Below are 26,447 nucleotides of genomic sequence, written 5' to 3'. Positions count from 1 at the left end.
ATCACATACAGCTATTATATCAGCGTTTTATCCCCTGCGCCCATCCACACTCTTAGAGGCTTAACCCTGAAGCGTCAGCAGCTCCCGGATTTCCGCCTCGGTCCAGCTTGGAAGCGACTCTTCTCCCGGTTGAACCAGTTCCTCGATCAGATCCTTCTTCTTCTGCTGCAGAGCGACCATTTTATCCTCGATGGTATCCTGAGCCACCAGCCGTATCACCTGCACAACCTTCTTCTGTCCGATGCGATGTGCCCTGTCCGTCGCCTGCTGCTCTACAGCAGGGTTCCACCACAGATCATACAAGATCACCGTATCGGCCCCGGTCAGGTTTAGCCCCGTTCCGCCTGCCTTCAGTGATATGAGGAACACTTCCCGTTCTCCTTCGTTGAAGCGTTCGCACAGCTTCACTCGCTCCGATGCCGGAGTCTGTCCATCCAAGTAGAAAAACGGGATCCCCCGATATCCGAGCTCCCCGGCAATCAGATTCAGCATCCCCGTAAACTGGGAGAATACCAGCATCCGTCTTCCCGCAAGCCGACATTCCTCAATGGTTTCCAGAAGCTGCTCAAACTTGGCCGAACTACCCTCATAGCCCTCCACGAATAGGGCCGGGTGACAGCAGATCTGGCGCAGACGAGTAATGCCCGCTAAGATGCGAATCCGACTCTTCTGAAAGCCATCCTGCGCCAAATGCTTGAGCGTCTCTTGTCTTAACTTCGCAAGATAGGCGGTATAGAGCTTCTTCTGTTCGACCAGCAGGCCCGATGCCTGAACCGTCTCGATCTTCTCCGGCAGCTCCTTGAGCACATCCGATTTCAGCCTGCGAAGCAGGAAGGGGCGCACTCGCCTCACCACGGTTTCTTTCGGCAATTCCTGAAACGTTTTTCGATCTCCAAAGAGTGCCGGGAAAACGGCATCATATATGGACCATAGTTCCTCAAGTCGGTTCTCGACCGGGGTACCTGTCAGAGCAAACCGATAACGGGCATGCAGCGTTTTGACTACCTGAGCCGTTTGCGTTGTGTAATTTTTGAAGAATTGGGCTTCATCCAGAATTAACGTTAAGAACGGCAGCTTCGCATAGCGCTCAACGTCCCTGCGGAGCAGCGGGTAAGAAGTAATGATGACATCATCGTTCCCCGCATTCTGTATGATTTTAGCCCGTTCGGTCTGCGTACCATCGGCAATGACGGCCTTGATCTCGGGCGCAAACTTCTGGAGCTCATTATGCCAGTTATAGAGCAGAGAGGCCGGCGCCACGATCAGCGCAGGTTCGTTACGTTCTCTGATCTCCGGAAGTACTGACAGAATGAATGCAATGCTCTGAATCGTTTTACCAAGGCCCATATCATCGGCCAAGATGCCACCGAAGCGGTAGTGGGCCATCGTCTTCATCCATTGGAAACCAAACTTCTGATAATCCCGGAGGACCGTTTCAAGGCTCGGCGGCACGGCAAAATCCAAATGATCCGGATTCTTCACATGCTGCAGCATTTGGCGCAAGGATCGGCCAAGCTGGACCGTTGACCCCGAATCTTCCCAATCCAGCAGCTGAAGTCCTTGGACTGCCGGCATTTTGAACTGCGAGCCCTCCCCTTCGTATAACCAAGGCCCTACCCGGTTCATTAAAGCAACCATTGCCTGGAACTCGGCGCTTTCCAGCGGAAGCAGCGCGCCGTTTCGCAACCGGTGATATTTGCGTTTTTCTTCAAGCGATTTGACGATCTCCCGAATTTCGGCTTCCCGAATCCCCTCCATATCAAACTTCAATTCAAGCCAATCCGTCCGTTCGTCGACCTCCACCCGCACCTTGGCACCCATCGGTTCAGTAAGCACCCGTTCCTTCACGGCCGTCGTTGCATAAACAACCAGCAGCTTCTCCAGCTGCGGGATCGTATGATACAGGAAATCGTATTCGGCATCCTCATCGTTCATGAAGAAACCGCCATCGGTCTTGGCAAAGGAGGCGTTCTCCATGAGCTCAAGAATTCGCTGCTCCTGCTCTCCGTCGCGAACGAGGATCGAGCTGCTGCTGCGTATGGCGCGATGCCCCTCCAACGGATTAATGGTGATTTCTCCATATTGAAATTCGAGTCCAGCCAAAAGCCGGCCACGCACCCGGTCCAGATAGAGCTTCGCTTTTAAAGGCGTTTTGACAATGCGGTCAGATACGGTCTGTGCCACATGGACACTTCCAAGCTTCATCAGTCCCGGAACCACCCGCTCCATAATGGACTCCATCATCTCAGGTTGAATCCGAATATGCGGTTTATTCGCATTCTCAAGCAGCTGCTTCATCTCGGAGAGTCTTCTGCAAGCATCCAATTCAAGCTGAATAAGCTTACCGTCCACAATGACGAGTCCGTAACTTTCCAGAACGATCATTCGCTCCAGTCCCTCGATCTTCATCAGGTATTGATCATTCCCGGCTTCATCAAACTCGAATTGAAGGGGGATCGGATCTTGAACGAATTCCAGCTTATCCGTGAGGATCCCGTCCAAAGACAACAGGGAATGGTTCGAATGGGATAATCGTTCCCTTACTTGGGGCCAAAAAGTGGGAGGAATAATCAGCATTCGGTCACCGCTTCCGTGTTTGCCATGCGGAGCATACATGTCCAGTGACTGTTTAAACATGCTTTCATGCTCGTATACACGAATCAGCTCCTGGAGAATATCATCATCCTCCTTTTTAAAACTGTGCAGCTCCGGATCGTACGTGAAATTCTTCGTGAACATGCAGGTTTTGCCGTATTTTACACACACCAGAAACTCTCGAATCCGCTGCACGATATACAATCGTTTCTTACCTATTCGCAGCTCTACGCCGAACAAGTATTTCCGATTTCCGTAAGGATATAACTTGAAGATGAACTCCATCTCCAGAACTTCTCGGGTGTCAAACCTGGACGCTGCCGTGGCCCTCCGGCCTTCGGAATAAGAGAACAATCCGAGCAGCTGGCTGCTGAGTTGCGCATCCTGTTCCCCTTCATCCGAGCTTCTGTCATGCTCCGGAGAATACCGAGGCGTTAATTGCCCGTCTTCTGTATTTCCGCTACCAGAAGGATGTAATAACGATGGATAAGGGCGTATCGGAGCTTCCACCGTTTGCTCAATATCACGGATGTTCAGGAGCAGCGCCGCAATATGTCTGCACCGCTTCCGGGAGAATCCATAATCGATGCAGCTGCATTCGGTGAATACATCCCCGTTCGAGTCAATCTCAGCATAGGCGATACCCAACTCCTGATCCGTCACTTCTGCCTCGTATTTTCGAGTGTCCGGATCTTGTTTCAGCATCGTTACATGTCCATCTCTATATAAAACCCCGCCACGATCATAGGAGGTCTTTCCGCATAATAGTTTGATCACCCGTTCGGTCAGTTGGTAACCCATAACCACAATCCCTTCTCTATTTACTGCTAGAAAACAGTATACCATTTTGTGCGGAAAGGCTAGTAATGCCGACGGCCGATATTCGAAAACGTCTATCGATGCACATTCTCAGAAAACTGACCGCATTTACTGGGATATTTTTCGTGCCATATCAGGAAGGCCCATACTTTGAAGTTTATCCTTACTGATATCAAAAAAAAGAACTCGCCGCTACGGCAAGTTCTTCTTCCGCTGTTTCTCATAATAACGGGTCAAATTGTCATAGCGGGTGTTTTGGCCTCTCCATGCTCCGCTAGAAATAATGAAACCGACAATCATATAGATAAGAAAATAATAATAATACCGTGTTATAAAAAAATCAGGATCAAACTTGTCCTTGTCAAGAAACCAGGTGGCTGCAGCCCACACAATATATAATAAAAAGCCATGTAAAAGGCCCCGTGAAAGCACAAACCTGCCTTTTCCCTTCGCCCGAATCACCGTCCATTTGCGATAGAATCGCTCATCTCGATTCATCCAATCCCTCCGCTTCGTGGCTTAGATACGTTTGTAATACAGCACCGTCCCGTCCAGTTGGCCGTTAGAGGATATGGCATAATCGGGTATGACTCCAGCTTGGATGTAACCCAGAGACTGATACAGCTTGTTGGAGGGGTCCCCCTCCCGGGTATCTAAGACCAGCAAGGTTCTACCCTCTTGCTTGGCTTTCGGCTCCAGATGCAGCATCAACGCTCTGCCGATGCCGCCGCGACGGGATGCAGGATCCACCATCAGTTTCGCTACCTCAGCCCGGTGTCTACCATTCGCCTTCATGGCGCACTGCAGCTGAACCGCGCCGATCATCTGCCCATCCTGCACGGCAACCCACAGGGTAACCCCTGGACCAAGTACATCCTCCCAGTAAGCGAAGGCTTCATCGTAAGACAGCGGAGCTAAGAATCCTACCGATGCCCCATTTTCAACTACTCGAATCAATAATTCCGTTAATTGATGATGCATGTCGGTTTCTAATGGATCGACCTCTATTATGGAAAACGCAGGGTTCATTATAGGACACTCCCTCTCTCTCATCTAATAAAATCATTCTATCCGTTCCGTTGGCATATGCAATCATTTTTTACGATGCGAATACCACGACGCGCGTCAGAATCCTCTTATCGCTTCAAGATGTCAGCCAGTGCTTTATTCAACGTATCGTATGTAAAATGAAACCCTGCCTTGCAGAGTCTGTCCGGAATAACCCAGCGGCTCTTCATCACGAGTTCCGTTTCGGTTTGAATAAGCCGGGCGCCCAGCTCAAGCAGCCATTTAGGTGACGGCAATCCCAATCTGCGATTCAATGAAAGCCGAAGCTGCTCCATCAATTCCTTATTCGTAACCGGATAGGGAGACGCACAATTGAAAACCCCGCTCAGCTCTGCCCTCTCTTGTAAGAACAGAATCATGCGGTACAGATCCTCCACGTGGATCCAGCTGAACTTTTGCTTTCCCGTACCTTGAACGCCACCAAGTCCGTATTTTACCAGGTTAACATAAGGAGTCATGACGCCGCCGCCCGGTCCCAGTACGATGGCAATACGCAAAGCGATTTGTCTTGTTTGAGGCAGCGAGAATGAGAAGAAAGCGCGCTCCCATTCCTTGGCAACCTCGACGGAGAAGCCCGAGCCGATTTCGCCCTGCTCCTCCGTCATCGGCTTATCTTCCGCATGGCGATAAATCGTAGCCGTACTGGAATTAAACCATGTACTCGGAGGAGTATGGCATGCCTCGATAGCACTGCCGAGTATATTCGTTGTATCTACTCTTGATTTGATTATAAGCTCCTTATTTTTCTCATCGTAACGGCAATTGACCGATTTACCTGCTAAATTAATCAGCATATCCGCCCCCTCCAAGGCAGCAACGATAGCTTCTTGATCGTTCCATGCGATATGACCCTTCCGTCGGGATATCGTAAGTACTTGTGTTTGCTGTTCATTCGTGAATTTTTTCGTAAGATAAGTTCCGATAAAGCCAGTTCCACCGGCCAAAACGATCTTTTTCATAGAATAGAATCAGCTCATTTCTCTTTGTTTTATCCACATAATAAACTTCCATGATATCTATTGTTTCTTACAATATACCATTTCCTCAATAGAGAACAAAAAAGAAAACACCTTCCTCATAGAAGATGTTCCATTCATATAGAACTCGCGGAATCGTAAGATGATTTCAGAAAAACACCAAACTCTCTCTTCTTCCCGGTTCCTTCGGTATCTGCCAATTTCTCATATCTGTCAAAATGCGTTCCCCTAAGCAAAATCTGTAGGGATCTATTGATTTAATAGAGACATGATTTGGTTTTTCATGAACTGATAGCTGTGGGGATCATCCTTCTTTGCATAAAAACGAAGTCCGTCCAGCGCTTTGAACAGTTGATGGCCTAACAGTCTCTCTTCAAAATAAGGAATACTTACGCCTTGCTGCTCCAACGCCTGCTGCAGCCTTTTCGGAAACTCAATCATCGGGTACCACGTATGAAGAACAGAGACATCCAGCATGAAGTCGCCGAACATGGCCATCTCCCAATCCACGATCCCCGTTACATTCTCGTTCTCTCCCAGCATATTGCCCAAATGGAAATCTCCATGTACAAGATATCGCTCCGGAGGCGAATAACGAACCAGTTCGATCATCGTTTGGTAAATTTCTTCGAAAAACTCTTTTTCCAGAAAGCTGTTCTCATACAGATTGTGCCATCCATGGTAGAACCCTTCTTGCTCCTCATCGAAAACAGACGTGATGTAGTCCAGCCATGAACGATGGACAGCCTTGCCTTCCGGAGTAATCCAGCCATAACCCTCATGGGAATCCCCGACATGTATCTGACGGATTCGCATGAATTGATGGACAATGCCCGGGATAAGCCCTCGAATTTGTGGCGGCTCAAGAGCACTTATCGGCGTACCGGATACTTTATCCGAAATGGAGAAGTGAATATTCTCCACTTTCCCTATCTTGTGGATACGGGGAATGGGTAGGAATTGCTTGCCGTACATATCGTAGATTTTAAGCGCTTTATGAAGGCTGTCCCCATTATCCTTAAAATGAATGACATAATCGGCTTCGCCCTTGCGGTAACTGAACACCTTACTCAGTTCCCCCATCTCGATGGGGGTGACATTCATTACCGATTCCCCTTCAATAAACTTCAGATGACTTACCGCCATATCCAACGTCATCTCTGGCTTAAATGTTTTCATAACATGATCTCCTCCTTCATCATCTGATCCGGGTTCGACTTGGACGTATTCCATCTTCGATATAACCCGTCATGCCTTTATTCATACTCATGAGCTTCCGCCTCCAGGCAGGGTGCCGGGTCCATTGGAAAAACTTTGTGATGGCAAACACCAGTCCGACACCAAAAACAACGCGCAGATGATTCCGACAATGGAGATAACCACGTTGTCCGATGTAATCCCACCGTATACTAATCCACTACCTAGCAGTACAAACGCCAGAGAGCCTATTAGCATTTTGGTCACTTTGGGATAAATCTTTATTTCTTCTTATTCCTGCATGAGTCGCACTCCTCGTTTTTATTAACTTATGAAGACGATTCTATCATCCGTTGGTCATCTATCAATAACGAACTTGGAACTCCTTGACGAACACCGCTGTACCGGATATATAGACATCCATGGTCTCTTTCCAGCGATTCACTTGAACATTTACTCTCCCGTCTTTCCCCATTTCCTGGCCTTGTTCAATATTAAATTGAGCGGAGGATACTTCAGGGTTCAGGTAAGTCAAATAATAAGCTCCCATTACCCCCGATGCAGTTCCAGTTACCGGATCCTCCACGGTCCCAGAGTACGGCGATGAGAAATGTCTCGCGTGCATGAACGAAGACGCATCCATCGTTTCCAGGCAAAAAGGATGCAGTGAGGCTTTAGGATTTTCTATTAAAATGTCCGGAAACACTGCATTATCAGGGACCATCCGCTCAAAATGCTCCAACCCTTTTATCGGCACCAACAATGTCCAGATCCCCGTGCTTCCATACACGATGGGCATACTTAAGTCCAAATCGTCACGTTTCAGACCTATGGATGATGCCAAGCGGTCCACATCTCCCTCATAAGATATGAATTGAGGATGATCCTGCTTCATCTTCATGGTTAACTGGCCCTCGGCATTTTGAAACTCTATGGGCAGAATGCCCACTTTGGTCTCAATCCACACGGTTTCTTTTTCCGACAGCAGTCCCTTGGTTTTCAAGGCATACATGGATGCCATAGTGGCATGGCCGCACAGGTTCATTTCATGACCGGGAGTAAAATATCTCAGTCTAATATCTGCTTGATCTGACTTTAAGATAAAGGTGGTTTCATTGAATCCAACGCTGCGGGCGATGGATTGCATCTCTTCCTCCGTGAGATCATCCGCATTCAAGACCACACCAGCAGGATTTCCCTTGTTAGGCTGCACCGAGAACGCATCATAATGAAGTACGTTTATTGATTTCATGTTTCTCTGATCCTTCTTTCTGCATCGTCTAGGAATTGCGATCGAAATTAGAGAAGATTTTACCATTGGGCATTTGTTAAATCTAGACCAAATTTACAAACGGCTTACTTCATACGGTTCATTTCGTAAGCCCACTTGAATATATATCTGGCATATTCTTATGAATCAAAACCATACATGGGGGTAATTTCATTGAACACAATCAGCCTATGCATGATCGTAAAAAACGAGGAACTCGTCTTAAACCGCTGTTTATCCTGTGTTGCCGACATCGTGGATGAGATCATCATTGTCGATACAGGCTCTACCGATCGTACAAAAGAAATCGCAGAATCCTTTACGGAGTTCATCTATGATTTTGAGTGGATTGACGATTTCTCGGCTGCACGAAATTTTGCTTTTAGTAAGGCTACCCAGGACTATATCCTATGGCTCGATGCTGACGATATACTGCTGGAAGAAGACCAGCTCAAGTTAAAAGCGCTAAAAGAAAATCTTACGTCCGACATCGATTCCGTTACTATGCTCTATCATTTAAGTTCAGACGAATTTGGTAATGTCACCTTCAGTCTCCGGCGCAACCGTCTTGTGAAACGAAACCGAGGCTTCCGATGGATCGGACCCGTCCATGAGTATTTAGAGGTCTACGGCAATATTATCAATAGCGATGTCGCGGTTAACCATCTCAGCTCGAAACATGATCCCGATACTGGCCGAAACCTTAGAATCTACGAGAAGCGTGAAACCGCTGGCGAATCATTCACACCGCGAGATTTATTCTATTATGCGAATGAATTAAAGGATCACGGCCAATTCGAGAAGGCTATTGATTATTACGAACAATTTTTACATACGGAAAAAGGTTGGATTGAGGATATCCTCACCGCCTGCAGCAGGCTATCCGATTGCCATCATGAGCTCGGAAACGGGCAAGCCTCTTTTGAATCCTCTATTAGATCCCTGCATTATGCGCCACCACGGTCAGAATTCTGCTGCCGCATCGGTTACCATTTTTTCGTAAAAAACAACTATGACACAGCCATCTATTGGTATAAACTAGCAACCGAGCTTGAGCTGCCTCCGGGTTACATGGGATTTCATAATCCCTCCTTCTCGACCTGGCTGCCTCATCTGCAATTGGCCGTTTGTTATGACCGGATCGGAGCTCATGCACTTGCGAATCAGCATAATGAGAAGGCGCTTGTCTATCGTCCAGGCGATGAGACGATGCTGGCTAACCAAGAATATTTCCGAAACAAGCTGCAGGAGCTCGAAAGTGACCAAGAAAGGCCAAGCTTATGAAAGCAAAGGAACGCAGACGTGTTCTACTCGGCAGTCCTATACGGCAGAAGCCTGAAATCCTGGACCATTTTCTGACTTCATTACTCCGGCTGGAACAGGACCATCTGGATGTATGCTACTTCTTTATTGATGACAACAACGATGAGTTATCCAGCGCACAATTGAGCCGATTTATGAGGGAGACAAACCATGTTGTAATCCATAGCGCTCAAAACGACGATTACGATTATATCCGCAACGAGACAACCCATAGCAAAAACAACAGCCCGGCAACTAAAAAGCCGGGCTGTTGCTATTCTATTGGATCTATTTGACAGAGACGGTGATGGATACGGTCTTGGAATTGTACTGCCCTTTAATGCGGGCGGTTCCCTTCGCGATCGCTTCAATACGTCCGTTCGTTACTTTGGCAACGCTGGAGTTGCTGGTTGTCCAAACGGCGGTGTCTCCAACATTTGTTTTCGCGCCGGTATCGAATTCAGCAGTAACCGTTACAGTCTTAACGTCACCGGGCTTCAGATTCAGTTTCTTCTCGCTTACCGTCAATTTCTTCAATTTCGGAACTACGTTTACCTTAACTGTAGCCTCTTTGCCTTGGTAAGAACCCGTAATCGTAGCCGTACCTTCGGCAACCGCTTTAACAGACGTTTTGGATACCGTCACAATCGCGCTGTCCGACGAGCTCCAATTCATCTTGGAGGAGAGAGAAACCGTCTTGCCATTACTGTAGTAGCCTGTAACTTTAATCGATTTGGATTTCTTGATGTTGAGATCGATTTTCTCGGGCTCTACAACGATTTTTACAACTTCCTGTTCAACCACTACCGGAATCTTGATGTCTTTATTCAAGTAAGTTCCTTTCAGTGTCGTCGAACCTTTGGTTAATCCCTTAAGCGCACCGTCCTTGATGACAGCTGCCGAACCCGTCAGTGACCATTCAACGGAGGAGGTCACATCGCTCTCCTTGCCATCTTCAAATACAGCATTTACTTTCGGCAGCGCAATGCTTCTGCCCATAACCAGCTGATACTCTTCTACATCCGGCAGCAGCACCAGCACTTTTTCATTGACGGTAACCAGCACCGTCGCTACTTGTCTGGATCCAATCTTACCGGTGATTGTTGCTGTACCTGCATCAATGGCTTTGATTTTGCCGTCTTCGGTCGTTACCACTTTCTCATCGCTGGAAGTCCAGATAACCGCACTGCTGAAATCCTCTTTCTCGTCGTCCAGAAGCGTTCCCGTCACTTTAGGGAAAGATTTGGATTCGCCTTTGAGCACTTCCACTTCCGTATCGGCTGCCTCAAACTTGGTCACGGTCGGATAAACCTTTACCGTGAATTCTTTGCTGATTCCCAAGTAACTCACCTTGATGTTGGAGGTTCCCGAAGCTCTAGCTGTAATCACACCTCCATTAACGGATACGGCCAGCGGGTTGGATGAGGTCCATTCCCCGGCCACGTCAATGGATTGCGAAGCCGCGTTGCGAACCTTGGCTTGTACCGTAATCGAATCATTCATAAACAGCACCGGATTCTTGACGAAATCCGTCTGATCCAGAATTAAAGCTTCATATGGATTGCGCACATACACATCCAGTTTGGCCGTTGAACCCAGATAGCTCACGCTGATCGTAGATTTACCCAACGCAACCGGTTTTAGCTTGCCATCCTCTATTGCAGCTACGGAAGAATTGGACGATTTCAGCTCGATCTTATCCGTTACATCCATACCTGCATCGGTCTCCGACTGCTTGGCGAATACTTTCAGCTCAACAGGTGCATCGCCAACTAAGAGCTCCAGATCTTCGCCCGGGACGATCGCAAGCTTTTGGTAAGGTGCCGTGACTTTGACCGTAAAGGAAGCCTTACGTGCCTTGTATTCCGCAGTCACAGTTGCGCTTCCCAAACCTACAAGGGTCAGTTCGCCTTTACTTACTTTTACTACGCTGTCATCGGAAGTGGTCCACTTCGCTTCTGTTGTTACGTCGTTCGTTCCGTCAGCCAACGCTTTGACGGTTAGACCTTCCGTTCCAAGCTTATGTTCCACTTTATCCGGCTGATCCAGTTTAAACTCGTCAATGGCAAATTTGACATCAACATCAATCGTTTTGATCGCGCCTTTGAATTTTGCCGTAATTCGAGCCGTACCTTTCTCCAGTGGAATAATGAGTCCACCGTCAACCTTTACGATTCTTGTGTTGGACGAACTCCACGTCGATTCATTGGTTACATCCTTCTTCGTAGAAGAGCCTTCAATGTTAGCCAATACTCGAAGTTGTTCCGTTGTTTCATTAACGGTTAAGTAAATTTTGCTCTCGTTCGTATCAAATTCAATCGACGTTACGTCCCCGGAGGCGGCGAATACGCTGGTTGGAAAAACCATCGCCAACATCATCACAACGACAAGAAACATCTTCGTTGTCTTTCTGTTTAAGCTCATTTATTTCTCTCCTTTGTACCTTCTGTCTCTCAGGCTTTTTTTCAGTCTATCTCTATATCGACAGTCCCGGATTAAATCGTTACCTTCTGACGCCAAAATAGGCACAAAGTAGGATAATTTCCCAGCGCCGAATTCGAAAAAAATCCCGACGTGACGAAATGAACAGCTGCCCCAATTAGCTCAAGCCGGAGTGACGGTCATCTTACTCCATCAGTTCAATTTAATGAGTTTATAATTGTTCAACAGATAATGAATGCCCGAGTATATCGTCAAGGCTACTGCGGCTAGCATGAGAAATTCGTCCACTTGAATCATAGTGATGAGCTGAAACGGATAATTGTCCAGCAATACCGCTGCAATGGCTATCACCTGAAGCACCATTTTCATTTTCCCGAGACTGTCAGCGGACAATGCGATTCCCTGCTCGGATGCGACCATCCTAAGCCCTGTGATAACAAATTCCCGCGCAATGATGACAACGGCTATCCATGTCGCAACCATCCCTGATTGAACCATCATGATTAAGGCGACCGATATGAGCAGTTTATCCGCGAGCGGGTCCAGTAATTTTCCGAGATTCGTAATTTGATTGTATTTCCTCGCGATATAACCGTCCAGCTTGTCCGTAGCCGAAGCAAGAAGGAATATACCCAGCGCGATGTTGGTTCCATAAACATGAATGAATCCGAAAAAGCCGCTTTTCTCGGTCAACCATAATGGGTATTCTGCAAAAAAAAGAATAAATAATGGAATCAACAGCATTCTGGCTATCGTAATACGGTTGGCAAGGTTCATCGGCTCATCTCCTCGATCTGCAATTGGAATCGTTCGTTTCTGCTAACTATTCGGCATCGTAAAAGATCATATGCTCTTTATCCGCGCGGTAATAATCCAGCCTGTCTTCCAAGCTGCCCGTATGGAACTCGAATATATGCCCATCCGGGTCCAAAAAGTAGATCGACTTCTTGTCCTTCACATCCCTTGACCTACCCGGCAGAATCTCCACCTGTAGCGCTTGCAGACGAAGCAGCGTTGTTTCATAATCCTTCTCTTCCAAGGTAAAGGCAATATGCGTATACGTTCTATTCGCGGTGCTTCTCTCGACATCTTCTTCATTTAAAGCAATCCACAGTCCATTCAAATCGAAATAAGCCAGCTTTCTCCCCTTGACCAGAAGCTTGGCCTCAAACACGTCCCTGTAAAAAGCGATGGACCGTTCCATTTCCGAAACGGAAAAACAAAGATGGTTAATGGCTTGCAGTTTCATGGCTCCGGCGACTCCATTTCTATCGAAGATTCGATAAGATCCAGAACATGCAGCGGTTGATGGATCTTCTCGTACTCGCTCTCAATAAACGTATTGTACCAGTAAGCATGATAAGGCCTTAAACCGGCGCTGCGAGCGCCTCTCAGCTCATCCGATCCGCCATCTCCGATAAACAGGGAATCCTGCGGTGTTACGGACAAGCGCTCACAAGCTAATTGATAGATTTCTTCATTCGGCTTGGCTATCCCAACCTGATAAGAGAAGATGACGTCATCGAAGTAAGGTGCCAATCCGCTCTGGCCAAAAGAAATCACCTCTTCTTCCGAGCAATTGCTGATTAAGCCCAGCTTCAGACCCCTTTTACGCAAAAGTTCCAGCATTCTGCATATCTCATTCGATATCCTATTGAAAGGGATTTTCTTCTCGCTGACTCTCGACTGATAAAGGAACTCCACGTGTTCCTGAGGATAGGGCAAACTCCGCGAAACCAGAATGTCATGAATCACCGAGTGATAGTCGGGAAAATGCCCATTCATTCTTCGCTCAAAACGGGTTCTCCACTCCTGTTTAAACTCCGCTTCCGATAAACCGAGTCTATACATATAGTCATAGGATCTCTTGGATAACCGCTTGCCGTTTGCAAACTCCGTGATTAACGTCTCATATAAATCGAAGAACACCGCCCTGACCCCCATACCGCACAGCTCCCTTCGTTAATCAACGACACCCGCCGCCTGGGGCAATCCAGTCGGATACCGCTTGACCGTTTCATCCAGAACCATCCCTGTCTTCTCGTCCCAAATCTCGCTTAATTCAAATGTACCCTCTTCAAAAAACAAAGGAAACCGGCGTTTAAACCAATCCTGCATGGGCAGTTTCAATGCCTCTTCCCTGTCCACCCATAATAGCTCCCCTTCAGGTGGATGCTCCAGCAATTCCCCTTCAAAGGAAGTGGCCAAATAATTAAACACCATATACCGCAGCCCTGTATTCGGCTCACACGATTCCTCGAGGCCTTTATAGATGATGTCCTTTACAATCAAGCCAGTTTCTTCCCGTACCTCCCGAATGGCTCCGTTGACAATGCTTTCCGGAAAATCCACTTTGCCACCGGGCGCAATATAACCGGGAAATCCTTTGGCATCCGGTCTATTCATCAGCAGGATTCGGCTTCCGTCTTGGATCATGCACATGGTGTACAACTTCACTTCGGTCTGCAACCTAATCCCTCATTCCTAACGATTCTACTTGGTTATAGTATACAACCGGAAGCACTGGATGACGATATGATGAACGGAGATTCATGCCCGTCTTTTTCATGCTCCAGATTGTTAATCTTCGTCAAAAAAAGGCCCGAGCAACTTCTGCTCCGGCCTTCCAAGATAAAGTGTATGATCAGCCGGCTTGAATCTTCGCTTTACGCGGCCATTCTCATATCGGACGAATACCCGCCGTACATCATATAACTTGCGCTCGGGGTTTGAACCTGCATCGGAACCATGCAACCGATGGCAGATGCTTCACTGCTGTTCCATTGAATAAGTCTTACGACCGCTTCAACATCTCCGGATTGGTATGCCTCTGCCAATGCCCGAAGATTCAGCGTCATTTCCTCCTCTTCCGGCATGGTCAAGATAAGTTCCTCTTCCTCCGAATCCAGCGATTGCAGCACTTTGTGGGCACGATGAAGGGCCGCTTTCACCGCTCCCTCCGTCGTTTTCAGTTTAATCGCGGTTTCCGAAACCGAATATTCATACACTTCACGAAGCAGCAGCACTGTTCGCTGCAGGGGCGACAAGTGTTCCTGTAGCCATTGAAAAGCGAACTCGATATTCAGTTTGCTGTCCTCGTTCGACGTTTCTTCCCTAGGCAAAACTTGTTCCAGCTTCTCATCCAGAATTCGTCTATAGGTCTGATCCCGGCGGACCCGATCAATCCATGTATTCTTGGCAATCCGAAGCAGCAGCGCTTCGGGATTGACATGGCTCCGCTGCTTCATATGCTCCAGTGCCTTAATCCAAGTGTCCTGCACCAGATCATCTGAATCCCATGAGGAGTTTGTAAGGGACAGACAATATCTGTGCAGAGTAGCATTCAATTCCTCCAGACTCAGATTAGCCGAAGGGGAGACGCTCGGTCGATATATCGTCATCGGAAGCCAACTCCTTTCCTCATCTCGGTAAGATATCTTATATGTAAACGAACGAACTCATCATTTCGTTACTTTCGTTTTCGATTTTTATTTTGTGGTTTCTCCGTATCTTTTGCGGCTTCCTCTTCGTTTACTTGCTGAAACCAGAAAACCTAACGAATATGGAGGATGAAACATGAATATTGTTCCTTATGTTGTTGAACAAACCAACCGGGGCGAACGATCTTACGATATTTATTCCAGATTGCTGAAGGATCGGATCGTGTTTGTGGGTGCAGCCATCGATGACGCCATCGCTAACAGTATTATCGCACAGCTGTTGTTTCTGGCGGCTGAGGATCCTGAGAAGGACATCCACATGTACATCAATAGTCCGGGTGGCTCTGTTTCTGCGGGCTTTGGCATTTACGATACCATGCAGATTATCAAACCTCAAGTCAACACCATCTGCACGGGCTTCGCCGCTTCTTACGGCGCGATCCTCCTGCTGGCCGGGGCCAAAGGCAAACGTCTTGCGCTGCCGAACAGCGAGATCATGATCCATCAGCCGCTGGGTGGTGTACAGGGGCAGGCCACCGATATTGCCATTACGGCTAAACGAATCATAAAAACTCGCGAGAAGTTGGCGCACATTATATCCGAACGTACAGGTCAGTCGGTCGAGCGTGTCGAAAAAGATATGGAGCGGGATTATTTTATGTCAGCAGAAGAAGCGAAGGAATACGGGATCATTGACGATATCGTCACTAAACTGTGACGATATTCAAAATCATGTCCAACACCGCTAGCCCCGATACTTTATTTTATTCACAAGGAGTGGACTGTATATGCTGAAAAGCTTGCTGAATCAGGAAGTAAGTATTTATTTTACAGATGGAAGTTATGTGCGGAGCGGCACGCTTGAAGAAGTAGGTGAACAATTCATCCGGTATAAAGATGAATACGAGATGCTGTATGTACCGTTAACCGCCATTCGTTACGTTTCGGTGAATACCAAGGAACGAGACAAACCGAAGGTCGGATTCACGCCGACTGCCTGATCGGATAAACAAGAACCGCATGGGCTAACTTAGCTCATGCGGTTTTCGTTTGTATCGCTGTTTATTTTGTCTAATATGAATGAGACCATTCGCTGTTTGCAGACATCATTCTGCTCCCTCTGATGAAAGCCGATAAATTGCAGGGCATGAACAACGGAGTAGAAATCAATCAGCGCCCGCTGCTCTTCGTTCGCCCCCCACTGTCTGCATAACGCCTCCACGTAGGCCATTCCCTGATCTCCAATATCGGAGACCACCGCCGTCTGGGTGAGGGCGATCATGTACAGCGGGTCCCCGTAGCAGACCCAATCGAAATCAACGATACCCTGAAGCTTGCCTTCAGATACAATCACATTCTTGATCGTAAGATCATCAAGGAAACAGACAGGCTCCACTTGGTCGAAATAAGGCATGTAACGCTGCTTCATTTTTTGCAATAGGACAATGGTTTCCGGAGTAACATCATCGATAATGTTATCTATGTGATTGCGGATATCACGATCAATGATCTGTGTCCAGGATGAAAAAGGCCCCTGTTCCCCGATCGGAACCCAACCGAATCCGGTGCCCCTGGAAAGCTCTGACACGCTGCGTTGGAATGCAATGATCTGTACGGCAAGTTCAGCCAATTGTTCATGTGTCATTCCCTCAAGCTCATATCGGAGGTCCCGTCCGGGAAAGTGCTCCAGTATCATATAAGCAAAGGGAACCTGTTCCAAGGATACATCCGTTCGGATCACTCTTGGTACCGGCAAACCTAATGAAGAGAGAATCGCAATATTGTCCGCTGTATGCTTCAGGACGCCGGGCTTGCGATTGGTTCTGAGAATGATTTGTTCATCTGATAATGTCACACGATACACCTGATTGGTATGGCCAAACGACATGAGTTCGATCTTTAGCGGCGGACTGCCGTAAACCTCCGTTATAAGATCTTCCAGGTTCATCTCCACCACCTGCCTTAACGGCTGCTTTATTTATACATCTTCAAAGTGTTCAACGACGGGGAATGGATCGTAAAAGTGGTGCAGCAATTCTTTCCATTCCTGATATTCGGCCGATCCCCTAAACCCTATCGTGTGATCCTCCAGAGTCTCCCATTTCACCAATAGAACGTATTTGTGCGGATCCTCGAGACACCGCTTCAACTCATGCTGAATATATCCCTTCATCTTGGAGATGATCCCTGAGGCGACTTGGAAATTCCGTTCAAAATCTGCCGTTAGTCCTGGTCTCACCTGCAGCATGGCCACTTCGAGTATCATTGTTTTCCCTCCTTGGTATCAGGCTAATATTCATAACACTTTATCCTCTATATTCAAGTTCGGTAGAAGCCTGAAACGTGAATAACCCTTCTTCATCCGGCTCAAGACGATACACCTTCTGGACGGCATTCAGGTTCAGCCCTCCATAAATATGCGGGTACAACTGGTTCATCTCATATAAGTCCTCATATACAATCTCCGCATCCACCTGATCTTCTTGAATAACCAGCACCAATAGATCCGTCCTACCTGTATAGAACATATTGGCTACACCGCTGACTTGCTCCTCTGTGGAGCAGTGGATAAATCGGTCCGTCTGTAAGCTCGGCGGCTCGTACAATCTATTCTCTCGTGCTACCTTCCAGGCTTCCTTAGAAATCATATGATAGATCATGCCCTACGTTCCCCCAGTCGCTTATTTTTCGTATATCTTGACACACTTGAAATAGAAAAACCATTCTTTTCTTATTGTTTTCATGAAGGCATCCTTCTCATTAGCGAGATCTTGCGGGGGCCCCTTCTTGCTGTTAGAAGACGCTCCGTGTACGAATCGTTCCTACCATCGCTGTTGCCCCCACATTTCTTGGAATGGATTTGAAGCAAGGAAGAAATTCGGGGACAAAGCATATGCTTCCGAAGCGAGCTTTCCTGTGGAAAACTTTTAGCCGACCGCTCTCGCTTGTCCGGAATCGTTTCGTCCTCTCCGCTACGTTGTGTGAAAACATACGTCAGACATACGAAAAGAAACCGTTTCTTGATTTCTGATTGAGGACTGACGAAAGTGAGTCTAGAGGTCAGATGGCTTTCGTTTGCCCATAATCTGCGTCAAGCAAGCAGCACCGGACCGAAGAGCAAGAAATAGCGGTGCAAGGATAACATCCTGAGCACCGCCATTTCCTCATTTGACACATTTTTTAATCTGACGAATCGTCAGCCAAGTGAGTAAACCTACTTATGGGACTGCCCCTTTACAATCGTATATTGATCCGGGTCAAAATCCTCGAAGATTACTTCATGGACGGATTCGCCCAAAGCATACGCCAGCTGCCCATTGATAAAAACGGCACATGCCTGCTCATCAATGCCGATCCCACGCTTCACCTTCTTAGTTCTCATCCCCTCCAGCAGATTGGACTGGTCGCTCCACTCCGTATAGTGAACGCTGATCAATACATTCGAAAGTAACCCTACCCCTTGCTTAAACAGCATTACGCTCTGTTCATTATCCAGCGGCGATATGAGGCAGATCTCCGGAAGAATCAAGGCACCTGCCGAATTCCCCGCAATGGGAACACCGTTCTCATAACAGTTGATCAGCAGATCTTTAAAACGACCAGTCGCGTAATAGTGATGGTATTTCTCCGTGTTGCCCCCGCCAATAAATATCCCCGTGGCCTGTGACAACACCAGTTCGGCCTGTTCCATGTCCAGGATCCCATCCTCATCTGGAACGATCACCTGCATATCCTGGGCACCTGATTCTGTCCACATCTGCTGAAACAGGGGAACATACTCCTCCCAGCCCGGTCTGTTCATGATGCATAAAACGATTCTAGCGTTGGAACCGCCCGCTTGCTCTACAAATTGTCTATTGGTCTCTGTTTGAAAGGAATGTCCTCCAAGCAAATATAGATATCGATCCCTCAAGATAACCCCCCCCTTATTTCTTCTTTTTCGGACCTCGTTTGTAAACATAGAACAGCAGCACGGATATAAAGTAAATCGGAAGCAGGATAATGCCAATCACAGCGCTCAACAGGACGATGGAGAGCTGACCACGGTCTGCCATAACATCGTAATTCACATACCCGTACACAATCCAAACCAGCCATACCAATGTAACGGCATATCCTATTTTATAAGGTAATCTCACAGCATTGTTCACATCCTAGAAGTTGATGACGTTACACATTCATAGACATTTCGAATACAACAATTCAGCAAACTCATGTTGGTTCCGTTCCATCCATTCACTTCTGATCAGAAGTTGCTTCAACATCAGGTGAAAATAGGAGGCGATGTTCCTTCCGGCCAAATGCTGTCCGATATAGATGCTTAATAATGAAACATAATATAACTCCATGATATAGGGAATCCACTGGATCTCTGCTCGGGTTAACCTCATATATTTTCGATATTCATCTAAAAACAACTCGACCTTCGTCAGGGTCTGGTCCTCTTGCTGAAGAAGATGGTTCAGACAGATGGATAGTTCCCATATCCGTAAGTCCATAGCCGCAAAATCAAAATCCAATACACCGCTCATCTCTCTGGACTGGGGATCGAGCAAGAGATTAAAAACTAAAATATCATGATGGACCATTTGCTTAGGCAGTACATTCAGTTCAGCTGCATGGTTCAACCCAGATTCATAGTATCCTTGCAAAACAGCTATCTGTTCGGCATCAATCTCAAAAGGAGGACATGTCAAAAACTCATAAATGTTCGTCTGATTGGCTAGAGAATGAAGGTTGTAAACTTCATGGAACGCAATCTCAGGACAAACCACATCAACGGAATTCAATTCGAATTGCTGAAGAGCATATGATATTACCCCAACTGTCCGCCCATAACTAAGCACATCGGAAGTTCTGGATAGATCAGGGATCTCTCCTTCGATAAACCGCGTCAGGGAGCCCAAGGAACCGTCCGACAGAACCACGTACTTCGCGACATCCTTACAGGAGACGAAACCTGGTACATCAAACGATAAGGAACAACGCTCCAGATAAGCTGTTAATTCAACCTCGAACCGCAATCTCTCTTCATTCTTCGTATGACGATTGTATATTCTTGCAACGTATTTCCCTTGGTTCATTACGACAATTCGGGAGTCATTCGTCATGCCGAAAGGCACGGTCTCGATCGAATGCACAGGTCCATGAACATAACGCTGCAACAGCTCCAGAAATAAGTGTTCCAATGTCTACACCTCATTTTTTTCCAGCGCGTTCCCCTTATGATCAATCTTATAAACCCCATCCTGATTCATGGTCTCACTCAGCAATACCCCCTGATATTCGTGTAACTCGTTCGACACATACTCACGAAGGAATGCTGTCACGTATAGACTAATGGTCCTTTGAACCTGCGATACTTCACCCTCTTTAAACAGTAGGGGAACATCACTGAAGGTCATGTGATTGGCGCCCTCTACCTTTAAACAGGACATATACCCAGACAAATAATAATACAACCCTTCATACCCATCGACAAATGGATTCAAGATCGCTTCTGAAAATTGGGGTTGGAGTTCCTTATGGGTACATTTTTCTTGCCGCATTACCAAAAACGGAGTTGCGATATCAGCTCTATCCTGCAGATGGAGAAGATGAAAGCTGGGATCCAGCAAAACCGCTGCCCTGAAATCCGCTTTTCTCTTCACGGCTTCAAATACAGCTGCGCCGCCCAAGGAATGTCCAACCAGACCGATCCGTTCCATGTCCATCAATGGAGATGAAAAATAAGACTCCAGCTCTTGCAAATGAGCGGCCGTATACAAAATATCCTCCACTCTTGCCTGTAACAGCTCGTCCCACAGAACAGAATCAGTACTTTCGATGGATGACATCTTTCCCGCTTGTCTGATAAAGCGACCATCAGGATAAATAGAAAACATGGATTCGTCAGTCGCTCCAATCGTTACCACGATAAATCCCTGCTTGACTAAATTTTCGATTTGAAACATGTACATATCTCTTACAATCCCAAAGGCAGGAACATAGAGAATAACCGGGCGTTTCTCAGCTCTATACATGGGCTCGGCTTGATTCACCACCGGAATCCCTATCGATTTAATATGCTCCTCATCCGCACCCATCTCTTTGAGGCTAACGAGTGCCATTTCAGCACAGGGATCAAACAATCGAGCGTACGATGAGACCGTGGGACTCTCTGCATTAGTCTCTGCCGGATAAAATAGACTGATTATGATACTCCTACCCATATCGCTAGAGTCAAAATCCCCCCTTGAGCGATCGTAAAACACGTGTACAAACCTTCCTATGTTCATTCACTTCACTCCAGAATAAGGCAGTTATTAACGTTGCGAATATTATCAAGGCCAGAAGGAACATATGATTCATCTGTGCTACTTACATAAGTGGATCTAAGGCCGACCCGGATTAACCTCCGGCAGCTGGCAATCCCATGAATAAATTGATAAAGAGTCATGACACAGCTCCTTCATCCAATGTCGGCGAGCCAGCGAACGATCCTTACACACCCTGTTCTTCCCTATAATGACTGACATCCCCATGCAGGAGGATGGAAGGCACCTCATCCGTCAGTTCAATCTTGCTCAGGCATGTCGGGTGGATATATGGCAGATCCCACAGCCGGTCCATGCTTCTCCCTTCAAAATAAGCCATTAACAGCTTGACCACCACGGTATGCGTGACCAGCAAAATGCTGGCGCCTGGATTCGATGCGGCAATATCGACAAGCTTGTTCACCGTTCGTTCTCTGACCTCATGAAAAGTCTCGCTGCCCGGGACGCCGAACAGCTCCGGATGATTCCAGAAATGATCCAACTGCTGAGGATATAATTCGCCGATCCGTTCCTGTATCTGTCCTTCCCATACGCCCAAATTAATTTCTTTGAATTCATCGCAAGCCGTAACCGACACATCTCGGTTCCCTCTAATAATCTCGGCTGTATGGAATGCTCTGTTACTGGTACTCGAGTAAATGAGGTCGATAGGGTCATGCTGCAAGGCTTCGCCGAGCCATTCCGCTTGCTGAATGCCTAGCTTCGTCAGCGGCGAATCCAGATGTCCTTGAAATCGGTGTTGCACATTCCACTCGGTCTGTCCGTGTCTTACGAGGTAGATGGTGGTTGTTTCTTTCATCAATCGTTCCCTCCCTAACCTAGTATGCAACTCATCGTTCATCGTTTAGCTAAATCGAACGGTCTGCTTGACGTATGGCATAAGCCAGCTTGTACAGATCAGCAATATCCTGCCTGCCCGTCTCTTCAAATCGCTTAACAGCTTCCTCCAAATCAACCGCCTCTACCGCGATGACCTGCTCGCCATCTTCGGGATTTAGCGGCTTTCCGACGATGCGTACATCTCCGTAACCTACCAATCGGACAAAATGAGGATGGGGAATATGCGGCCGATAGGGAGTCTTGCTGCTGGATTCACAACGAAACTGGCCGAAGACCCGATACGACTCAAGTTCTGCACCCAGCTCCTCTTTAACTTCCCGTCTAAGTCCATCCATATAGGACTCTCCGGGTTCCAGGGTTCCTCCAGGGAGCTCCCAGCTTCCGTCCTCTACCTGAAAAATAATGCAGCGATCCCCGTCAAATGGAAGAATGGTGACATTGCTGACCATCGATTCTTCGAAATCTTCGCCAAGGGCAAACCTGGCTCGCACTACACCCCAATGGATATCATTCGAGAGAGCCGGGAACAGGCTCAAATCCGTGTTTTTTCTCATGAACACAATTCCTTTCGAGCTTTACAAATAATCATTCAACCTATGGAGTGCTGTATTCATGAACCATAAGCACCTGCTCCATCGAGCTCGTAAATCCAAGCTCCTGCAGCACGTTTACCAGTTCCTGATGCGAAGCCCGGATGTTGAATGCGGATCGCTTGCAGGCATAACCGGGTTGTACCATCTCCAGTACCGCCGTCTTCATCACAGCTTCTGCATGAGGGTGTCCTGGAGCGGCCTCACAGCGAAACAGCGTAATTGCTGTCAAACGACCTTTGGCATCGAACACCCGCTTAAACAAACCAAAGCCTACCTGTTCTTCCCCTTCATATACAATAACGCATTCGCCGTCCTTGATACTGGAAGCGTCTGTCTGCCAGACTTCACCGGATCGATAGAAGTCTACGGAGGCAGTCTCCGCGGCTAGGCCTCTGACCAGCGTATACCTTGAAGACGCATCCTGCGCACGCTGCTGCTCCATGGACTGTTCATTCGTCATGATGAGAAGCCGGTCGATGATTTCATACCCAACGCTTTCGTAGAGACGGATCGCTGGCGCATTCGTGCTGATCGCCTCTAAATAGGCACGACGGACGCCTTGTTCTTCGTAGAGCTCGGCATTTTTCTCCATCATGTTTTTGCCGATTCCTTTCCCCCGGAAAACGGGTGCTATCGCCGTCCCGCCGTTACGTGCAATCTTAAGGCAATCTTCCTCCCGAAAGCTGTTCATGACGATGCCGGCCGGTACGCCATCCATGTAACAAGCGAGCGATCTCTCCATGCACAGACCGTCATTTCCGATACGGGCAATGAAGCGGTCCAGCGGCATCGAGGCGTTAACCATGTACCCTTCAAATGAGTGATTCCAGAGCTCCGATATTTCCCGAATTGGAAGCGCGCTTAGCGGTTTGTATGTAATCATATTCAAATCCTCCTAATCCATGAGCCACGAGTGAGTAAGGCATATTTAGAGATGCTCTCTATTAAAAACATGCAGGAAAAACACCTGAGTAAAGTACTCATCGTGTTACCCTGCATGTCTTAGCCATGCTTATTTACGATTTAAAGAGCTGCATCGTCTACGCTGTCCAGCCAAGCTTCGATGCTGCCAATGACGGAAGTGACACAGCCATCCTCGAATGGGGAGATCAACCCTGCCACCTTCACCAGTTCAGTGAAGGACTTGCTTCCACCTTGACGGCACAGGTTCAGATAATCTGCCCATGCAGCGGATTGATCCTCATGCATCTTCTTCCAGAACTGGAATGCACAGATTTGAGCCAGCGTATAGTCGATATAATAGAACGGCGAATTAAAGATATGACCTTGTTTATGCCAGAAACCGCCTTGCTCCAGATACGCATTATCATCATAGTTCCGGTGCGGCAGATATTTCCGCTCAATCTCGCGCCATGCCTGTTTCCGTTCGGCCGGCGTTGCATCCGGATTTTCATAAACAAAATGCTGGAATTCATCAACCGTAACCCCGTAAGGAATGAAGATAAGTCCGCTTGCGAGATGGTCGAAGCGGTATTTATCCGCCTCATCTTCGAAGAAGCGGTCCATCCACGGCCATGTGAAGAATTCCATGCTCATGGAATGAATTTCACACGCCTCATAGGTTGGGAACCCATACTCCGGCACCTCGAAACCTCTGCTCTCATACACTTGGAACGCATGACCGGCTTCGTGCGTCAGCACATCAATATCGCCGGAAGTCCCGTTAAAATTGGAGAAAATAAACGGTGCGCCGTACTCGCTAATATAGGTACAGTATCCGCCGCTCTGCTTGCCTTTTTTGGCAACCAGATCCATGAGGCCGTTCTCCTGCATGAAGGTAAAGAACTCGTGAGTTTCCGGAGACAATTCTTCATACATCTTTGCACCATGGTTGACGATCCAATCCGGGTCACCCTTAGGTGTTGCATTCCCCGATTTGAATGAGAAGTTCTCATCGTAGTACAGCAGTTGGTCCACATCGATTCGTTTCTGCTGACGTTCTTTCAGCTTGGTTGCAACGGGAACGATATGCTCCAGCACCTGGTTGCGGAAATTAGCAACCATCTCCGCGTTATAATCCGTACGGGCCATGCGGGCATAACCAAGCTCTACATAGTTGTTAAAGCCTAGCTTCTTGGCAATCTTGGTTCTCACCTTAACCAGATCATCATAGATACGGTCGAAGTTTGCTTCGTTCTCAGCCATGAAGCCGCTGGACGCCTCCATAGCACGTTTACGCATATTGCGGTCCGTCGATTGCTGGAAAGGAATCAATTGCGACAAGGTACGCTCTTCACCTTCGAACTGAATTTTGGCAGAAGCGATCAGCTTCGAATATTCCGTCGTCAGTTTATTCTCCTGCTGCAAATCCTCAATGATCTCAGGGCTGAAGGTTTTGAGTGATAGCTCTGCCAGTTGGAACAGCTGCCGCCCCCATTTGTTCTCAAGCTCGGCTCTGAATTTCGATTCCACGAGGGCCCGATAATAATCCGTTATGTATTCCTGGATGACGGGTCCATTCTCGTCAAAGAAATCCTGCTCTGCCTTATAGAACTCATCGTTCGTATCAATAGAATGCCGGATATACACCAGTTGACTCAGAGTATCCATCTCACTGCGGAGTTTGTTAATTTGGGTCATCGCCTGGTCCTGCTCCTCATACGTACTGGCGGAGGTGAAGGCGTTAAGTTGCTCTTTAAACTTTTGCTCAAAAGCTTTTACGTCGGGGCGTTCATAGCGATATTCGCTGAATTTCATAAGATACACCTGTCCTTTCCCATATAAAAAAATGGATCCTGGCGTCTGATACCAGATTCAAAACACCAAACCTAGTATCTAAATTCTATATGCTAATCAGAATATCCTTCACAAGTCTATGAAATTCTACACGCCCCTATTCGTTACGTGATGATCTTAAGGCCAATCGCTGAAGCCAGGATTAGAGCAATGAAGAAAACCCGACGCGCTTCCTTCGGTTCTCCGAACGCAAACATTCCCAGCAGCGTGCTGCCGGCCGTCCCGATTCCCGTCCAAATCGCATAAGCGGTTCCCATAGAAATAAAGGCCATCGCGTACGTCAGCAGCAGGAAACTCGAACCAAGCGAACAAGCTAAAAAGATATAGGAGCCCAAGCTGCGCGTCAAGCTCACCCTTCTTAAGGCGATCACACCCAACACTTCACATAACCCTGCGGCGATCAGAGCGAGCCATTCCATTACGCACCATTCTCCTTCGCCTGGTTATCCGTATCCTTCGTGACCAGTTTGAGTCCCAACACACCTGCAGCCAACATGCCAATCAGCAGCAGCTTGATGGGATTCGCCTGCTCGCCAAACAGGATGATCTCCACCAGCACCGTACCGGCTGTCCCGAGTCCAGTGAAGATCACATATACCGTACCGATGGGAAGTTTAGCTGCAGAGTCCAGAAAAACTTTAAAGCTGAATATAATCGAAGCGATGGTAATGATCCACTGCCACCAGGTATCGGAATGCTTCAAACCGGATACCCATACAACCTCCAGTGCCCCCGCCAATAATAAGAGCCACCATGCCTTTTTCATCCTCCAACATCCTTCCACTCTATATTTGCATGAAAATATTTATGATGTAGTTGTGATTGTAATC

Annotated in this window: 29 protein-coding genes; 4 read left to right on the top strand and 25 right to left on the bottom strand. The window is 47.5% G+C overall.

What is annotated here, in order from left to right; genetic code table 11:
- Positions 1–60 precede the first annotated feature (60 nt).
- The 6 genes from AB4124_RS19560 to AB4124_RS19535 all read right to left on the bottom strand — a co-directional run bounded on the left by AB4124_RS19560 (position 61) and on the right by AB4124_RS19535 (position 7,908).
- Positions 61–3,396 carry a DEAD/DEAH box helicase gene (locus tag AB4124_RS19560; protein ID WP_441973937.1) on the bottom strand — a complete coding sequence of 1,112 codons (3,336 nt, stop codon included), beginning with the start codon at positions 3,394–3,396 and terminating at the stop codon, positions 61–63.
- A 210-nt stretch (positions 3,397–3,606) separates the two neighbouring features.
- The gene (locus tag AB4124_RS19555; protein WP_441973936.1) at positions 3,607–3,912 is read right to left on the bottom strand and encodes a hypothetical protein; all 306 of its coding nucleotides are present in this window, start codon (positions 3,910–3,912) and stop codon (positions 3,607–3,609) included.
- A gap of 21 nt (positions 3,913–3,933) precedes the next feature.
- Complete coding sequence (locus AB4124_RS19550) at positions 3,934–4,443, bottom strand: GNAT family N-acetyltransferase (protein ID WP_441973935.1); 510 nt, start codon at positions 4,441–4,443, stop codon at positions 3,934–3,936.
- Between the two features lie 107 nt (positions 4,444–4,550).
- Positions 4,551–5,441, bottom strand: coding sequence for a TIGR01777 family oxidoreductase (locus AB4124_RS19545; RefSeq protein WP_441973934.1), 891 nt, complete (start codon positions 5,439–5,441; stop codon positions 4,551–4,553).
- Between the two features lie 267 nt (positions 5,442–5,708).
- Positions 5,709–6,638, bottom strand: a complete 930-nt coding sequence (locus AB4124_RS19540; RefSeq protein ID WP_441973933.1) for an aminoglycoside phosphotransferase family protein — start codon at positions 6,636–6,638, stop codon at positions 5,709–5,711.
- Between the two features lie 382 nt (positions 6,639–7,020).
- Complete coding sequence (locus AB4124_RS19535; RefSeq protein ID WP_441973932.1) at positions 7,021–7,908, bottom strand: PhzF family phenazine biosynthesis isomerase; 888 nt, start codon at positions 7,906–7,908, stop codon at positions 7,021–7,023.
- A gap of 192 nt (positions 7,909–8,100) precedes the next feature.
- Here AB4124_RS19535 and AB4124_RS19530 point away from each other — a divergent pair, with 192 nt between their 5' ends.
- Positions 8,101–9,210, top strand: coding sequence for a glycosyltransferase (locus AB4124_RS19530; protein ID WP_441973931.1), 1,110 nt, complete (start codon positions 8,101–8,103; stop codon positions 9,208–9,210).
- Complete coding sequence (locus tag AB4124_RS19525) at positions 9,207–9,524, top strand: hypothetical protein (RefSeq protein WP_441973930.1); 318 nt, start codon at positions 9,207–9,209, stop codon at positions 9,522–9,524. Before AB4124_RS19530 ends, AB4124_RS19525 begins: the two co-directional genes overlap by 4 nt.
- On the opposite strand, the gene AB4124_RS19520 is transcribed toward AB4124_RS19525, so the two are convergent.
- The 6 genes from AB4124_RS19520 to AB4124_RS19495 form a co-directional block, all read right to left on the bottom strand.
- On the bottom strand, positions 9,517–11,652 hold the full coding sequence (locus AB4124_RS19520; RefSeq protein WP_441973929.1) for an Ig-like domain-containing protein: 2,136 nt from the start codon (positions 11,650–11,652) through the stop codon (positions 9,517–9,519). The two genes, AB4124_RS19525 and AB4124_RS19520, sit on opposite strands and share 8 nt — an antisense overlap.
- Positions 11,653–11,862: 210 nt before the next feature.
- Positions 11,863–12,447: a CDP-diacylglycerol--glycerol-3-phosphate 3-phosphatidyltransferase gene (pgsA, locus tag AB4124_RS19515; RefSeq protein WP_441973928.1), complete on the bottom strand. Its 585-nt coding sequence runs from the start codon at positions 12,445–12,447 to the stop codon at positions 11,863–11,865.
- Positions 12,448–12,493: 46 nt separating this feature from the next.
- The gene (gene fosB / locus AB4124_RS19510) at positions 12,494–12,919 is read right to left on the bottom strand and encodes a metallothiol transferase FosB (RefSeq protein ID WP_441973927.1); all 426 of its coding nucleotides are present in this window, start codon (positions 12,917–12,919) and stop codon (positions 12,494–12,496) included.
- Positions 12,916–13,614: an HAD family hydrolase gene (locus tag AB4124_RS19505; RefSeq protein ID WP_441973926.1), complete on the bottom strand. Its 699-nt coding sequence runs from the start codon at positions 13,612–13,614 to the stop codon at positions 12,916–12,918. The genes fosB and AB4124_RS19505 overlap by 4 nt, the downstream gene beginning before the upstream one ends.
- An 18-nt stretch (positions 13,615–13,632) precedes the next feature.
- A complete protein-coding gene (locus tag AB4124_RS19500; RefSeq protein ID WP_441974191.1) occupies positions 13,633–14,112 on the bottom strand; it encodes an 8-oxo-dGTP diphosphatase in 480 nt (159 codons plus the stop codon).
- Between the two features lie 224 nt (positions 14,113–14,336).
- A complete protein-coding gene (locus AB4124_RS19495) occupies positions 14,337–15,071 on the bottom strand; it encodes an RNA polymerase sigma factor (RefSeq protein WP_441973925.1) in 735 nt (244 codons plus the stop codon).
- 175 nt (positions 15,072–15,246) lie between these two features.
- On the opposite strand from AB4124_RS19495, the gene clpP reads away from it, so the two are divergent.
- Positions 15,247–15,828 carry an ATP-dependent Clp endopeptidase proteolytic subunit ClpP gene (clpP, locus tag AB4124_RS19490; RefSeq protein WP_340387559.1) on the top strand — a complete coding sequence of 194 codons (582 nt, stop codon included), beginning with the start codon at positions 15,247–15,249 and terminating at the stop codon, positions 15,826–15,828.
- A 70-nt stretch (positions 15,829–15,898) separates the two neighbouring features.
- Positions 15,899–16,111 (top strand): hypothetical protein, encoded by a 213-nt coding sequence (locus AB4124_RS19485; RefSeq protein ID WP_076325135.1) that lies wholly within the window; start codon positions 15,899–15,901, stop codon positions 16,109–16,111.
- A gap of 29 nt (positions 16,112–16,140) precedes the next feature.
- Here AB4124_RS19485 and AB4124_RS19480 read toward each other — a convergent pair whose 3' ends face one another.
- From AB4124_RS19480 to AB4124_RS19420, 13 genes are all read right to left on the bottom strand, one after another.
- A complete protein-coding gene (locus AB4124_RS19480; RefSeq protein ID WP_441973924.1) occupies positions 16,141–17,058 on the bottom strand; it encodes a phosphotransferase family protein in 918 nt (305 codons plus the stop codon).
- 30 nt (positions 17,059–17,088) lie between these two features.
- A complete protein-coding gene (locus tag AB4124_RS19475; RefSeq protein ID WP_339290942.1) occupies positions 17,089–17,376 on the bottom strand; it encodes an antibiotic biosynthesis monooxygenase family protein in 288 nt (95 codons plus the stop codon).
- Positions 17,377–17,416: 40 nt separating this feature from the next.
- Positions 17,417–17,770, bottom strand: a complete 354-nt coding sequence (locus AB4124_RS19470; RefSeq protein ID WP_430134780.1) for a DUF952 domain-containing protein — start codon at positions 17,768–17,770, stop codon at positions 17,417–17,419.
- A 554-nt stretch (positions 17,771–18,324) separates the two neighbouring features.
- On the bottom strand, positions 18,325–19,023 hold the full coding sequence (locus AB4124_RS19465; protein ID WP_441973923.1) for a Type 1 glutamine amidotransferase-like domain-containing protein: 699 nt from the start codon (positions 19,021–19,023) through the stop codon (positions 18,325–18,327).
- Between the two features lie 13 nt (positions 19,024–19,036).
- A complete protein-coding gene (locus AB4124_RS19460) occupies positions 19,037–19,249 on the bottom strand; it encodes a hypothetical protein (protein WP_076325139.1) in 213 nt (70 codons plus the stop codon).
- Between the two features lie 39 nt (positions 19,250–19,288).
- A complete protein-coding gene (locus AB4124_RS19455; protein WP_441973922.1) occupies positions 19,289–20,299 on the bottom strand; it encodes a phosphotransferase enzyme family protein in 1,011 nt (336 codons plus the stop codon).
- Positions 20,300–20,302: 3 nt separating this feature from the next.
- Positions 20,303–21,196, bottom strand: coding sequence for an alpha/beta hydrolase (locus AB4124_RS19450; RefSeq protein ID WP_441974190.1), 894 nt, complete (start codon positions 21,194–21,196; stop codon positions 20,303–20,305).
- A 397-nt stretch (positions 21,197–21,593) separates the two neighbouring features.
- Positions 21,594–22,226 (bottom strand): histidine phosphatase family protein, encoded by a 633-nt coding sequence (locus tag AB4124_RS19445; RefSeq protein ID WP_441973921.1) that lies wholly within the window; start codon positions 22,224–22,226, stop codon positions 21,594–21,596.
- A 49-nt stretch (positions 22,227–22,275) separates the two neighbouring features.
- Positions 22,276–22,821 carry an NUDIX hydrolase gene (locus tag AB4124_RS19440; protein ID WP_441973920.1) on the bottom strand — a complete coding sequence of 182 codons (546 nt, stop codon included), beginning with the start codon at positions 22,819–22,821 and terminating at the stop codon, positions 22,276–22,278.
- 40 nt (positions 22,822–22,861) lie between these two features.
- A complete protein-coding gene (locus AB4124_RS19435) occupies positions 22,862–23,743 on the bottom strand; it encodes a GNAT family N-acetyltransferase (RefSeq protein ID WP_441973919.1) in 882 nt (293 codons plus the stop codon).
- 140 nt (positions 23,744–23,883) lie between these two features.
- Positions 23,884–25,578, bottom strand: a complete 1,695-nt coding sequence (locus AB4124_RS19430) for a M3 family oligoendopeptidase (RefSeq protein WP_441973918.1) — start codon at positions 25,576–25,578, stop codon at positions 23,884–23,886.
- A 143-nt stretch (positions 25,579–25,721) separates the two neighbouring features.
- A complete protein-coding gene (locus AB4124_RS19425) occupies positions 25,722–26,036 on the bottom strand; it encodes a DMT family transporter (protein WP_076325146.1) in 315 nt (104 codons plus the stop codon).
- On the bottom strand, positions 26,036–26,383 hold the full coding sequence (locus tag AB4124_RS19420) for a DMT family transporter (protein WP_441973917.1): 348 nt from the start codon (positions 26,381–26,383) through the stop codon (positions 26,036–26,038). The genes AB4124_RS19425 and AB4124_RS19420 overlap by 1 nt, the downstream gene beginning before the upstream one ends.
- Positions 26,384–26,447 lie beyond the last annotated feature (64 nt).

It is taken from the genome of Paenibacillus sp. 2KB_20 (assembly GCF_052115765.1).
Lineage (GTDB): Bacteria > Bacillota > Bacilli > Paenibacillales > Paenibacillaceae > Paenibacillus_AQ.
Note: the sequence above shows the minus strand (reverse complement) of the source record. Positions and strands in the feature narration are given on the sequence as shown.

What these genes read in the sequence shown, in the direction of transcription:
- AB4124_RS19450 (WP_441974190.1), bottom strand. Translation starts at nt 21,196, where the DNA reads ATGGGTGCGGATGAGGAGCATATTAAATCGATAGGGATTCCGGTGGTG.
- AB4124_RS19505 (WP_441973926.1), bottom strand. Translation starts at nt 13,614, where the DNA reads ATGGGGGTCAGGGCGGTGTTCTTCGATTTATATGAGACGTTAATCACG.
- AB4124_RS19545 (WP_441973934.1), bottom strand. Translation starts at nt 5,441, where the DNA reads ATGAAAAAGATCGTTTTGGCCGGTGGAACTGGCTTTATCGGAACTTAT.
- AB4124_RS19440 (WP_441973920.1), bottom strand. Translation starts at nt 22,821, where the DNA reads ATGAGAAAAAACACGGATTTGAGCCTGTTCCCGGCTCTCTCGAATGAT.
- AB4124_RS19555 (WP_441973936.1), bottom strand. Translation starts at nt 3,912, where the DNA reads ATGAATCGAGATGAGCGATTCTATCGCAAATGGACGGTGATTCGGGCG.
- AB4124_RS19540 (WP_441973933.1), bottom strand. Translation starts at nt 6,638, where the DNA reads ATGAAAACATTTAAGCCAGAGATGACGTTGGATATGGCGGTAAGTCAT.
- AB4124_RS19495 (WP_441973925.1), bottom strand. Translation starts at nt 15,071, where the DNA reads ATGACGATATATCGACCGAGCGTCTCCCCTTCGGCTAATCTGAGTCTG.
- AB4124_RS19520 (WP_441973929.1), bottom strand. Translation starts at nt 11,652, where the DNA reads ATGAGCTTAAACAGAAAGACAACGAAGATGTTTCTTGTCGTTGTGATG.
- AB4124_RS19560 (WP_441973937.1), bottom strand. Translation starts at nt 3,396, where the DNA reads ATGGGTTACCAACTGACCGAACGGGTGATCAAACTATTATGCGGAAAG.
- AB4124_RS19425 (WP_076325146.1), bottom strand. Translation starts at nt 26,036, where the DNA reads ATGGAATGGCTCGCTCTGATCGCCGCAGGGTTATGTGAAGTGTTGGGT.
- AB4124_RS19500 (WP_441974191.1), bottom strand. Translation starts at nt 14,112, where the DNA reads ATGTGCATGATCCAAGACGGAAGCCGAATCCTGCTGATGAATAGACCG.
- AB4124_RS19445 (WP_441973921.1), bottom strand. Translation starts at nt 22,226, where the DNA reads ATGAAAGAAACAACCACCATCTACCTCGTAAGACACGGACAGACCGAG.
- AB4124_RS19535 (WP_441973932.1), bottom strand. Translation starts at nt 7,908, where the DNA reads ATGAAATCAATAAACGTACTTCATTATGATGCGTTCTCGGTGCAGCCT.
- pgsA (WP_441973928.1), bottom strand. Translation starts at nt 12,447, where the DNA reads ATGAACCTTGCCAACCGTATTACGATAGCCAGAATGCTGTTGATTCCA.
- AB4124_RS19525 (WP_441973930.1), top strand. Translation starts at nt 9,207, where the DNA reads ATGAAAGCAAAGGAACGCAGACGTGTTCTACTCGGCAGTCCTATACGG.
- AB4124_RS19430 (WP_441973918.1), bottom strand. Translation starts at nt 25,578, where the DNA reads ATGAAATTCAGCGAATATCGCTATGAACGCCCCGACGTAAAAGCTTTT.
- AB4124_RS19470 (WP_430134780.1), bottom strand. Translation starts at nt 17,770, where the DNA reads ATGATCTATCATATGATTTCTAAGGAAGCCTGGAAGGTAGCACGAGAG.
- AB4124_RS19550 (WP_441973935.1), bottom strand. Translation starts at nt 4,443, where the DNA reads ATGAACCCTGCGTTTTCCATAATAGAGGTCGATCCATTAGAAACCGAC.
- AB4124_RS19480 (WP_441973924.1), bottom strand. Translation starts at nt 17,058, where the DNA reads ATGAACCTGGAAGATCTTATAACGGAGGTTTACGGCAGTCCGCCGCTA.
- AB4124_RS19475 (WP_339290942.1), bottom strand. Translation starts at nt 17,376, where the DNA reads ATGATACTCGAAGTGGCCATGCTGCAGGTGAGACCAGGACTAACGGCA.
- fosB (WP_441973927.1), bottom strand. Translation starts at nt 12,919, where the DNA reads ATGAAACTGCAAGCCATTAACCATCTTTGTTTTTCCGTTTCGGAAATG.
- AB4124_RS19435 (WP_441973919.1), bottom strand. Translation starts at nt 23,743, where the DNA reads ATGATTACATACAAACCGCTAAGCGCGCTTCCAATTCGGGAAATATCG.
- AB4124_RS19420 (WP_441973917.1), bottom strand. Translation starts at nt 26,383, where the DNA reads ATGAAAAAGGCATGGTGGCTCTTATTATTGGCGGGGGCACTGGAGGTT.
- clpP (WP_340387559.1), top strand. Translation starts at nt 15,247, where the DNA reads ATGAATATTGTTCCTTATGTTGTTGAACAAACCAACCGGGGCGAACGA.
- AB4124_RS19485 (WP_076325135.1), top strand. Translation starts at nt 15,899, where the DNA reads ATGCTGAAAAGCTTGCTGAATCAGGAAGTAAGTATTTATTTTACAGAT.